The following is an 11,115-nucleotide window of genomic DNA, read 5'->3' as shown; positions in this document are numbered from 1 at the left end:
GGCAACGCGAGCCCTAACCAGGCCGTGCAGTTGTATGACGGCAGCACACCGTTCCCCTCTGTCACACAGGTCAATGGCAATGGCGACTGGAGTCAACTGCTCACCGACCTGAGCGTCGCGGCGCACACGATCAAGGCAAAAGCGCGGTACGGCACACTGCCGGAGTCTACTGTTCGGGCGTTCACCGTCGCCGTGGCATCGGCGCCGACAATTGTCTTCGTCAAGGACTCCAAGGGAGCAGAAGTCCTGCACAACGGCACCACCTTCGACACCAGCGTGATCGTCTCCGGCAAGGCGAGCCCTGACCAGGCCCTGCAGCTGCATAACGGCAACACACCGATAGGCCCTGTCACACAGGTCAATGGCAATGGCGACTGGAGTCAAGCACTCCCCAACCTGAGCGTCGCGTCGTACATGATCAAGGCAAAAGCGCTGTACGGCACACAGCCGGAATCGGCGGTTCGGGCGTTCACCGTCGCCGTGGAATCGGCGCCGACGATTGCCTTCGTCAGGGACTCCATGGGGGCAGATGTCCAGCACAACGGCACCACCTTCGACACCAGCGTGATCGTCTCCGGCAAGGCGAGCCCCAACCAGACCCTGCGGCTGTATGACGGCAGCACACCGACCCCCTCTGTCACACAGGTCAATGGCAATGGCGACTGGAGTCAACCAATCAGCGGCTTGAGCGTCGCGTCGCACACGATCAAGGCAAAAGCGCTGTATGGCACACAGCCGGAATCCACAGGTCGCACCTTTACCGTTTACCAAACGGTGACGCCAACCATCACAGGGGCCACCGATTCCAAGGGAGAAGTACCACCCAACGGCAACACCTTCGACACCAGCGTGAGGGTCTCCGGCAGGGCGAGCCCCAACCAGGCCCTGCGGTTGTATGACGGCAGCACACCGACCCCCTCTGTCACACAGGTCAATGGTAATGGCGACTGGAGTCAGCCACTTACCGGCCTGAGTGTCGCGGCGCATACGATCAAGGCAAAAGCGCTGTATGGCACACAGCCGGAATCCACAGGTCGCACCTTTACCGTCTTGCAAACGGCGACGCCAACCATCACGGGTGTCAGCGATTCCAAGGGAATAGTAGTCCTACCCAATGGCACCACCTTCGACACCAGCGTGACCGTCTCCGGCAAGGCTAACGCCAATCTGTCCCTGCAGCTGTATGACAACGGCACACCGAAAGGCCCTGTCACATCGGTCAATGGTAATGGCGACTGGAGTCAGCCACTTACCGGCCTGAGTGTCGCGGCGCATACGATCAAGGCAAAAGCACTGTACGGCGCACAGCCGGAATCGGCGGGGCGCGCCTTTACCGTCGCAGCTCATACCGCCCCAACACTAAACTCGGTGAGAGATGCCAGCAGCGAAGTGCAAAACGGAGGACAGACAACAAGCAGCACGGTCACCCTGCAGGGCACCGTGACGCCCGGCCACCAGGTGCAGATTTTCGACAATGGCGTCGAAAAACACACAGTAACCGCTGTCGGAGCGAACTGGACCACGTCACTTACCGTGGTCCTGGGTAGTCACGCGGTGAAGGCGAAAGCAGTCACCACCGGGCAGGATTCAAATACTCGCAGCTTTACCGTGATTTCACCGACACCACCCTTGAACTTCAACACAAGCCCCGTGACGTTGAGCGGCAAGATTTACCTGTTGCGAGACTATCCCAATGTGCTTCCCGCCTTCGGCCCGGGAACCTCGGTGCATCATCAAGCCACCGGTGGACAACCGGGATACCTCTACACCTCCAGTAATCCTGCGGTGGCTGCCGTTGACACCACCGGACTGGTGACCGTCAGAGGGCGTGGCACCACCAGCATTACGGCCAGAGACGCGGCTAATCAATCCTTGAGTTACACGGTGACCGTTACGGGGGTAATCCACTGCTTGGGATTGGGGAAACCCACCTGGGCGAATGCCAACTCGCAGGCCTCCCAACAAGGCGCGCGGATCCCCAGCTATGGCGAGCTGATCGAAATTCATCAGGCCTACGGTGCGCTCTGGCCAATGGGCAATGACCTTTATTGGTCGACAGACCCCAGCAATGCGTGGTGGCCAATTCCAGCAAGAAAAACCTTTAATCTTGTAACAGGAGCAAACGCTGCCGCGCCACAAATCAACGCCGCCCCGGGGGTCGCAATCCAATAGTCGCAGAGCTACAACCGCACCGCACAACCCTAACCATCCAGCAGGATAGAAACCCGCCCCCCCGTTTAGACGAGAGGGCGGTTTTTTTTCATTTCAGGTTACTGCCTCCCCTCAACGAAGGTTCCAAAACCACCCCGACCTCCCCCACAAAACCCTCGATTCAAAAAGCGCCGCAACCCGACGATCTACCTCACCTTTCAAAAAACACCGCCTAGACTTCAGGCATCTGCACGCGAGCAGCCAGACATGTCCCGTCGTCCGCGAAGTCCAGGATGGTCAACGCTCCGACTTCGGCTCGGCGGGTGGCTACTGCTGGCCAGTTTTCTGCTGGCGGGGCTGGGCACAGTCCTGGCCGACTGGGACTTTACGCAGATCCTGCAAACCGCCGAAAAGCGCTATGGCCCCCTCGGCCCGGCCCAGGGAAGAATCGAGGCCTGGAGTCAAATGCTCAAAAGCGAACAGCAGCAGCCCGAGCGCGAACAACTGAACGCGGTCAATCGGTTCTTCAATCAGCAGCTGAATTTTCAGGACGACACGCGCATCTGGCGTCAGACCGATTACTGGGCCACGCCAGTAGAGTCGCTGATCAAGGGTGCCGGCGACTGTGAAGACTACGCGCTGGCGAAATATTTCAGCCTGCGCTACCTCGGGATTCCCAGCGAAAAACTGCGCATTACTTACGTCAAGGCGCTGGCCCAGAATCAGGCGCACATGGTGTTGACCTTCTACAGCACCCCAACGGCCGAACCGCTGGTGCTGGACAACCTGATCAGCGAAATCCGCCCCGCGTCCCAGCGCAAAGACCTGTTGCCGGTGTACGCCTTCAACGCCGAAGGCCTGTACTTGCCGGGGGCCAATGGCGGTAAACGCAGCGGCGACACTAAAAAACTGTCGCGCTGGCAAGACGTGTTGAAAAAGATGCAAGCCGAAGGATTCGCCGTAGGCGAAGGCTAGCCGTCACAGCAAGGAGCGATTTATGTCACTGCGCAAACAGTTGTTTCTCGCCATTTGCCTGTTCCTGCTGGTGGCCTTCAGTGGCAGTTTTTTTGTCAGCCTGGAAAGCTCCCGCGAACAAACACTCAGCCAGTTGCGCTCCCACGCCCAGGACGCCGCCACCGCGCTGGGTTTGTCGCTGACCGCACAAATCGACGACCCGGCCATGACCGAACTGATGGTCAGTTCGATTTTCGACAGCGGCTATTTCCGCAGCATTCGCGTGGTCAACATCGTCGATGAAAAGGTGTTGGTGGAGCGCAATGCCTCCGCAAAAATCGACGGCGTTCCGCGCTGGTTTGTCCGCCTCGTCAACCTGAGCCCGGAAGGGGGCGACGCGCTGATCATGCGTGGCTGGGAACAGGTAGCGCGGGTCGAAGTGTTGAGCAATCCGCAGTTCGCCCTGGCCAAACTCTGGGACAGTACGCTCGGCAGTCTGATCTGGCTGCTGCTCTGTGGATTGCTCAGTGCGGTGTTCGGTGGCTGGTTGTTACGCCGGCAATTGCGCCCGCTCGACAAAATGGTCAAACAGGCCGAAGCCATCAGCAAACGCGAGTTCCTGAGCCTGCCGAAACTGCCACGCACACCGGAATTGCGGCGCGTGGTGCTGGCGATGAACCAGATGGTCGAGAAACTCAAGGCGCTGTTCGCCGAAGAAGCCACCCGCAGTGAAAAACTGCGGGCCGAGTCCTATCAGGACAGCCTCACGGGCCTGGCCAATCGCCGTTTGCTGGATGAACAATTGGCCGATCAGCTGCTGATCAGCGAACAGAGCAGCGCCGGCCATTTACTGATGTTGCGGGTCAACGACCTGATCGGCCTCAACCAGCGCCTGGGTGGTCAACGCACCGATGCATTGATCAGCGCTGTCGGCGAACTGCTCCAGCGTCTGACGCATTTGCCGGAACGTCGCACCTGGTTGGCGGCACGCAATCGCGGCGGGGAGTTCAGCCTGCTGACGCCGGGCCTGGATGGCGTCGACGCCGAACGCCTGGCCTCGGAAATCAGTGCGACCCTGGAAAACCTGCGCCTGACCGGCGCCAGCGATTGCATGCCGGTGGCGCATTTGGGCATCGTCCCCTACCACCCCGGCGAACCGGCCAGCGACGTGCTGCTGCGCCTCGACCAAGCACTGACGCAAGCCCGGCAACATCCCGAGCGGCCGTGGGTCCATCTGGCCGACACCGCCACCGCGAACAACCACTCCCAGCATGACTGGCGCAGTTGGATCGACGACGCCCTGACCCACGGCAAACTGCAACTGTACTTCCAACCTGTCGTGCAATGCGCCGACACCAGCCAGGTGCTGCACCACAAAGTCCTCGCGCGCCTGCTCGACCCGCAGGGCGAGGCGATTGCGGCCGGGCATTTCCTGCCGTGGATCGAGCGTCTCGGCTGGTCCGCGCGGTTCGACCTGACGATGCTCGAAGCGACCCTCGACTATCTTGTCGTCAACCGCTGGCCCCTGGCGTTGAGCCTGTCCGGTAGCACCCTGCGAGACCCGGCGCAGCTGCGACAAATCATCGACCTGCTTGATTCACTGCCGGAACTGGCACCCCTGCTGACCCTGGAGATCGACGAACGCCAATTACCGCCGCCGGAAGAATTGCAACGCCTGAGCCATAGCCTGCTCGATACCGGCTACCGCATCGGCTTGCAGCACTTTGGTGGCAGCTTCAGCCAGATCGGCAACCTGACGCAGCTCGGGTTGGCGTATTTGAAAATCGATGGCGCGTACCTCCGCAGCATTGATGTGCAGCCTGACAAGCGGCTGTTTATCGATGCGATTTTTCGGGCGACCAACAGCATTGATCTGCCATTGATTGCGGAGATGGTGGAGACGCAGGGGGAGTTGGAGGTGATTCGGGAACTGGGGTTGTTTGGGGTGATGGGGCGGTTGATCGGGCCGCCGGAGCCGATGTGAGTGGTATGACCGCTCGTCTTAAATCTGTGTGTACCTGTCAGATCTGACAGTAGCCGGCTGCTCCGGACCGGGTGTCTGATACCCATCAGCCCATCCTATCCTTCAGGAGTTACCCCATGACCAGCGTTCAAGTCGACGCTTTCGATAACACGGTTTTGGTGCTCTATGCCCCCAGAGTGCCCGAAGCCACCGAGCCGGTCGTGGGCGCAGATGTTGGCGTACCCCTGCGTATTTATGACCTGGCCCCCATGGGCGCTACTGTTTTGGTTGACCCCTACCTGGGTCAAGAACCGGGCGATACCGTCTCCCTCAATCTGAACGGTCAGCCCGGCATCGACAGTCAACTCACTCAGGCCGAGGACGACACCGTCACCCTCTACATTCCGAAAAAGTTGCTATTCGCCGACATCATCAATCGCCTGACCTATACCGTCACGCGCAGCAGCCAGAACATGGGCACTTCCGAGCCACCGCTGGAGCTACTGTACAACGCCATTCGGCCCGGCAATCAGGACACGGATCCCGGCGAGGATGGCCACTCCCGGCTGGAGCTGATTTTGCCGGATGCCATTAAAAATGGTGTCGGCCCGGACTTTCCCGCAACGGGCGCTCAAGTGTGCGTCTCCTACCCGTTTTGCCGGGCCCACGACCTCATCCGCCTGAACTGCAATGGCCACGATGTGTTTCACAAGGTCACGGAACTGCAAGCGCCCAGTCCCGGTTCCGACGAGCCTGTCACCGTGTGTTTCATTGTGAGCCGCGTCGATCTGGAGACTGCCAGGGACCATCCGCAATTCAAGTTTTCCTACACGGTCACCGACCAGCTCGGTAATGGGCCCGATACCGATTCCCCCTGGTCGGCGACGCAGATCGTGGATGTGGACCTGGCCGGCAGCCGCTTGCCGATGCCCATCCTGCGGGAAATCCAGAGCGACGCGGCAGACGACCCCAGCCTCATCGACCTGGAAAAACTGGGCAAGAATCCGCTGCTGCTGATTGTGCTGACCAACGATCCGCGCTTCCTGCCCGGCGATACTCTCAGTGCGACCTACACCGCCAAAGTCACCGGCCAGCCAGACGTGGTGGTGACGGCAAATGGCGTCGTCGACGCGGACGAGTTCGGGCAGAAAAAACCTTGCGTGTTGCAAGTGCCCAACGACAGCGTCATTGCCGGCAGCCTGGTGACGGCAACGTATCAGTTGTTCAGAAACGGCACGCCGATCGGCACCTCCCGAGTGGCCTCGGCCCGGGTCATCGGCGAAGGCTTGCCGGACCTGTTCGCGCCAAGGCTGCAGAAATCCGTCAATGCCGTGCTCGATCCGCTGGACGTCGCCAACCTGCAAGGCGCCAACGGCCAGGTTGAAGTGCTTGGACACCGCGTGGGCGACACAGTCCAGCTCATTGTGGAGGGCGCCCCCGGTGCGGGCTCTCCCACCTTCACCGCCCAGCCTCTGAACGCCAATAGCCGCGCCAACTTCCCGCTGGACAAGGCGTTCGTTGCGGCGAACATGGGTAAACCGGTCAAGCTCAGTTACCTGCTGTTTCGTGACGGCAAGTCCTATGTGTCGCCAGTGTTGAACGCGTCCATTGGCCGGATCCCGGATAGCCATCCCGGTTTACCGACACCGCACGTCGACGGTTCACCGGGTACGACACTGGATGTGAGCAAACTGCAGGCCACGGATCAGCTCCGGGTGGCTGAGTGGCCCCATCAGGTGCCGGGGCAAAATGTCTGGTTGCGGTATGACGGATTCGATATGAATGGCGCCCCGGTTTACTTCGACGACCGCACTGGCGAGCCCCATGGCACGCTTCCCGGGTTGGGTCGGCCAGTGCCGCTTGATTGGTTGAAAACACTGAAGGATGGCAGTGCGCTGACGATCAGTTTCAGGGTGGATTTTGAGGGTGTTGCCGACAATGCAACAGCAGTGTCATTTCCGTCACGCGGGTACATCGTTAAATCCGCTGTCCTGATCATCGACCCATCCGACATGATTCTGGACGGCTTCGCAGTTCATGCCGATGTCACCTGGACATTTTCTGGCTTAGACGCACCGAACAATACCGCTACTCGCATTCCAACGGGGGGACCCCCTCCTTACACCTATACCTCCGACAACCCAACGATTGCATCAGTCATGGATGGCAAGGTGGTTGGGACGGGCAATGGCCGCACAACGATACGGATCACGGACAACAGCGGTATTACCGCCAATTTCCAGGTGCAAGTATCCAATGTGTATCGATTGATCGTTAGTCCCAAAAAAATGAACCATGCCGAAGGCACCGCCTGGGCAGCGAGCCACGGCCAAATTGTCGATTTCCAGGATGTCAGCCTAAGAGAGATCCTGTTAACCGATATCTACAGAAAATGGCCAAAAACATCCGAATACCTGGATAACACTGGGGCTAATACAATCCGAATCGCTCGCATTCCGGTACCGGCACAAGGTAATCAAGATTCGCACCTGTCGATTAGGTACAACACAAACGAACGACCCGTTTGGTACTTTCATTCAACTCCACTCCCCTACACCGTCACCACATGGGTGTTGAAGCAATAACCCCCCTGCATGGCGTTATGGATATTGGGCAAATAAAAACGAAATGTTTAAAAGACATCTCCAGACACTCACTCAGGCTACACATCCTTGCGCCGTTACCTACGACTGCGCCAGAATCCGCCGGCTTGTGCGCTTTGACCCTGATCTTTATCGTTTCCGCATCGCTGCCAATCAGCGATCGGGTTTAGCGACCCGGACTATTCAAAGTGCATCAGTGCTCCAGACCTTGTTGCAGACTTTTGACGTCGGCAATAACGTTATGGTGGCTGTATGCGGGAGACCTTCGGGTCTACCGGGTACCTTTGACCGGTTCGCTAACCTGCATACAGTCGCCACCCTTACGTGTTTAGCGACAGGTTCTGGTGGTCTTGTTTTTCAAAGGAGTTTCACCCTGTTCAAAATCACACCCAACCCGCCCGAAACCGACGACGTCTCCCCCTACGAAACCACCGATTCCAAAAAGCTCAACACCGCCGCCGATCGCGCCCTCGACTACTATCTCAAACCGGTCATTCCCAAAGACACCCCGCGTAAACCCAGCACGATCTACTTCGTCGGCTCCGACACCGATCACGAAACCCTGCTGGTCAACGCCTGTGAGACGTTGGCCTCAGCGAGCGTGATGTTGAGTGATTTCGCGGGACAACTGAACGGTACACAGCGCCACACCCTGCTCGGCATTCAACACTCCGTGATGTTGGGTGAACTGGCGGTGAACCGGATGCTCGACAACGTCGACCCACAGGGCTGACGCGGATCTACAGTCAAACGCGTATCTGTGAGGTGTTTGATCGGGCCGCTTCGCGGGCATGCTCCGGGCGTCGATCCGACGATAGCGATTTCACCGACGAAAAAATCCCGCCACTCCTCACACAGAAGTGGCGGGTTTTGTCGTTTCAAACTCTGTGGCATCGGCCCGTAGAGCGATACGGGATCGTTCATCGAGCCGATTGTTGGAGCAACCGTTCGTCTTAAACCTGCCAAGACCTGTCAGATTTGACAGTAGGCAGAACGCCTGAATCACACCATAAATGACGTTGTCGCTCATTCCTCCGGCAGGAGTTTTCGCAATGCTCATTCAACCGTTGAAAAACCTCGCCCCCCTGGCGCTGCTCACCCCGGAGATTCCCGGCGCTATCGAGCCCCAGGCACCCGCTGATGAATGGGGCATCAACCTCGCGGCGGCGGTGGGCAACTTTCCTGACAAGGGCCTGAAAGTCCAGATTCCCATCTGGTCGAGCAAGAGCCTGGGCGACAAAGTCGAGCTGCTGCTCAACAACAATGTGGTGGACCAACACACCATCAGTGACCCCGTCGAACTCCGCGAGCGCACCACGCTGTTCGTCGCCCCCGGCCGCCTGCAAACGGGCAACTGGGCACTGGCCTACCGCGTAACGCGGTTGTCGCAGCAGCCCGAACTGTTTGCGCCACCGCTCAAACTCTACGTCAAATTCGAACTGCCCGGCGGCCAGGACACAGACCCGGATTTTGGTCATTCCGGGTTATACATGGCCTTTTTCCCGCCGGAGGTCGTTCAGGACGGCGTCGACAAGGACAGCGCAAAAAACGGCGTGGATGTCATCGTCCAGGCCAAACCCGGTAGCGGCACTGACCGGCCCTACGAAAATATCGCGGTGGGCGACGTGATCACGGTGAGCTGGGGCGGCCAACTGGTGCTGTCCACGCCAGTCACCCAGGCGCAAATCGACGCGCCCCTGACCAATCCGGTCAAGGTTCACATTGATGAAGCCACGATCCTGGCCGCCGGGGACTCCGGCACCGAAGGCCTGGCCGTGACCTTTATGGTCCGCGACCGGGTGCACAACCAGGCTGAGGACTGGTGCAAGGAAACACGCATCGTCGTCGACACCGGCAACTCGCTGCTGGACGCGCCCATTCTCGAGCAGGCTGACGGCAACATGCTCGACCTTGACACGCTGGGCGAGGAGAAGCTGCTGCTCCATGTCTGGGCGGCATCAGCCGAGTTCAATCAAAACGACGTCATTATCATGAGCCTCAAGGGCACTACGGTTGACGGTGATCCCATCAACATCACTGTGCGCCAAGCCATCGAGAAGAAACCACCGACCGTGGTCGAAGTGTTGCTCGACAACGCGGGCGCCCGTGCGCTGGCAAAAACCCAAGGGGTGTTTTCCTACGTACTGGAGCGTTCCGGCACGATCGTCAATCGCTCCAAGGGCCGCTTCATCAACATCATCGGTGAAGCCAAACGCCTGGCCGCGCCCATCGCTCTGGACGCAACGAGTGGAGCACTCGATCCCGATCTGGCCGGCACCCGCATTCGCATTCCTCATGACCCGCTGATCACTGCCGAGAATGGGATAGAACTCAAATGGTTCGGCACCCGGCAGGACCTCACCACGTACGACCCCGAACTGGAGTGGTTCTTCCCCAGCACGGATGAAGCCAATGACCCCGATGGTTTCGTCATCGTTGTCGAGGGCAAGCACCTCAAGACCCTCGACGGCGGCACCCTGGATCTTTCTTACAACCTGCTCAGCGATGACAACGGCACCATCGTCCGTCGTGGTTCACAGCATGCGGCGCTGTTGAACGTGGGTGAAGCGCAATTCGAACTGGTCAAACCGATTGTTCTCGGTGAAGTGGATGGCGCGCTAGAGCCCGACGAACTGCCCGGAGGCATCGGAAAACTGACCGCGCCGAGGCCGATCGCGACCCCGACCGTGTCCGGAGACGTCGTGACTTACACCTGGCTCGGCGAGGTGACCGGCAAGAAAGAGGACTCGATCACCCTCAATGCGCTCTCCAAGGACAAGGACGTGAACTTCGCCCTCAACGTTCAGTTCGTGACCGACCACATCGAACCCAATCGTGGGAAGAAGATAACGGCGAGCTACCGGATCTTGCGGAACGTGACAGGAAAATACAGTTATTCGAATCTGTTGGAGTTCATTGTCGGTGAAGCGGTGAGCCTGGATCCTCCGACCATTGACTCGGTGAAAGGCTCGCCCAGCAACGACGAGATCGCCGACGGCAGCAACACCGTCGAGACCAGCGTGGTGCTGACCGGTACGGCCAGTAAAGGTCAGAAAGTCGATGTACTCGACGGCACCGTGTCCAAAGATCAGCCCATCGCCGATCCGACAACGGGCATCTGGACCCTGACCGTCAGCGGCCTGGCGGTGGCGGCGCACCGTTTTACCGCGAAGGCGCTTTACGGCACGGGCCAGGTTTCGGCGGAGCGCACCCTCACGGTGGTCGCGGTTGTAGCCCCGACCATTACCACGGTGAAAGGCTCGCCCAGCAACGACGAGATTCCTCAGGGCGGCAACACCGTCGAGACCAGCGTGGTGCTGACCGGTACGGCCAGTAAAGGTCAGAAAGTCGATGTACTCGACGGCACCGTGTCCAAAGATCAGCCCATCGCCGATCCGACAACGGGCATCTGGACCCTGACCGTCAGCGGCCTGGCGGTGGCGG

4 protein-coding genes and 2 pseudogenes are annotated in these 11,115 nt (G+C 59.3%); all 6 read left to right on the top strand.

Going from position 1 to position 11,115, the window contains the following annotated elements:
• Nucleotides 1-2,172, top strand: a pseudogene (locus tag C7534_RS32515) (Ig-like domain repeat protein); the annotation flags it as partial.
• Between the two features lie 246 nt (nucleotides 2,173-2,418).
• Nucleotides 2,419-3,126, top strand: a complete 708-nt coding sequence (gene lapG, locus C7534_RS16235; RefSeq protein ID WP_109786367.1) for a cysteine protease LapG — start codon at nucleotides 2,419-2,421, stop codon at nucleotides 3,124-3,126.
• 22 nt (nucleotides 3,127-3,148) lie between these two features.
• On the top strand, nucleotides 3,149-5,089 hold the full coding sequence (gene lapD / locus C7534_RS16230) for a cyclic di-GMP receptor LapD (RefSeq protein WP_109786366.1): 1,941 nt from the start codon (nucleotides 3,149-3,151) through the stop codon (nucleotides 5,087-5,089).
• Between the two features lie 116 nt (nucleotides 5,090-5,205).
• A complete protein-coding gene (locus tag C7534_RS16225; protein WP_109786365.1) occupies nucleotides 5,206-7,653 on the top strand; it encodes a hypothetical protein in 2,448 nt (815 codons plus the stop codon).
• Nucleotides 7,654-8,044: 391 nt separating this feature from the next.
• On the top strand, nucleotides 8,045-8,404 hold the full coding sequence (locus C7534_RS16220; protein WP_109786454.1) for a DUF6124 family protein: 360 nt from the start codon (nucleotides 8,045-8,047) through the stop codon (nucleotides 8,402-8,404).
• A 319-nt stretch (nucleotides 8,405-8,723) separates the two neighbouring features.
• Nucleotides 8,724-11,115 (top strand): annotated as a pseudogene (locus C7534_RS32600) (hypothetical protein); the annotation flags it as partial.

The organism is Pseudomonas sp. OV226, assembly GCF_003148705.1.
In the GTDB taxonomy this organism is placed as follows: domain Bacteria; phylum Pseudomonadota; class Gammaproteobacteria; order Pseudomonadales; family Pseudomonadaceae; genus Aquipseudomonas.
This window is presented reverse-complemented; position numbering and strand designations above follow the sequence as displayed.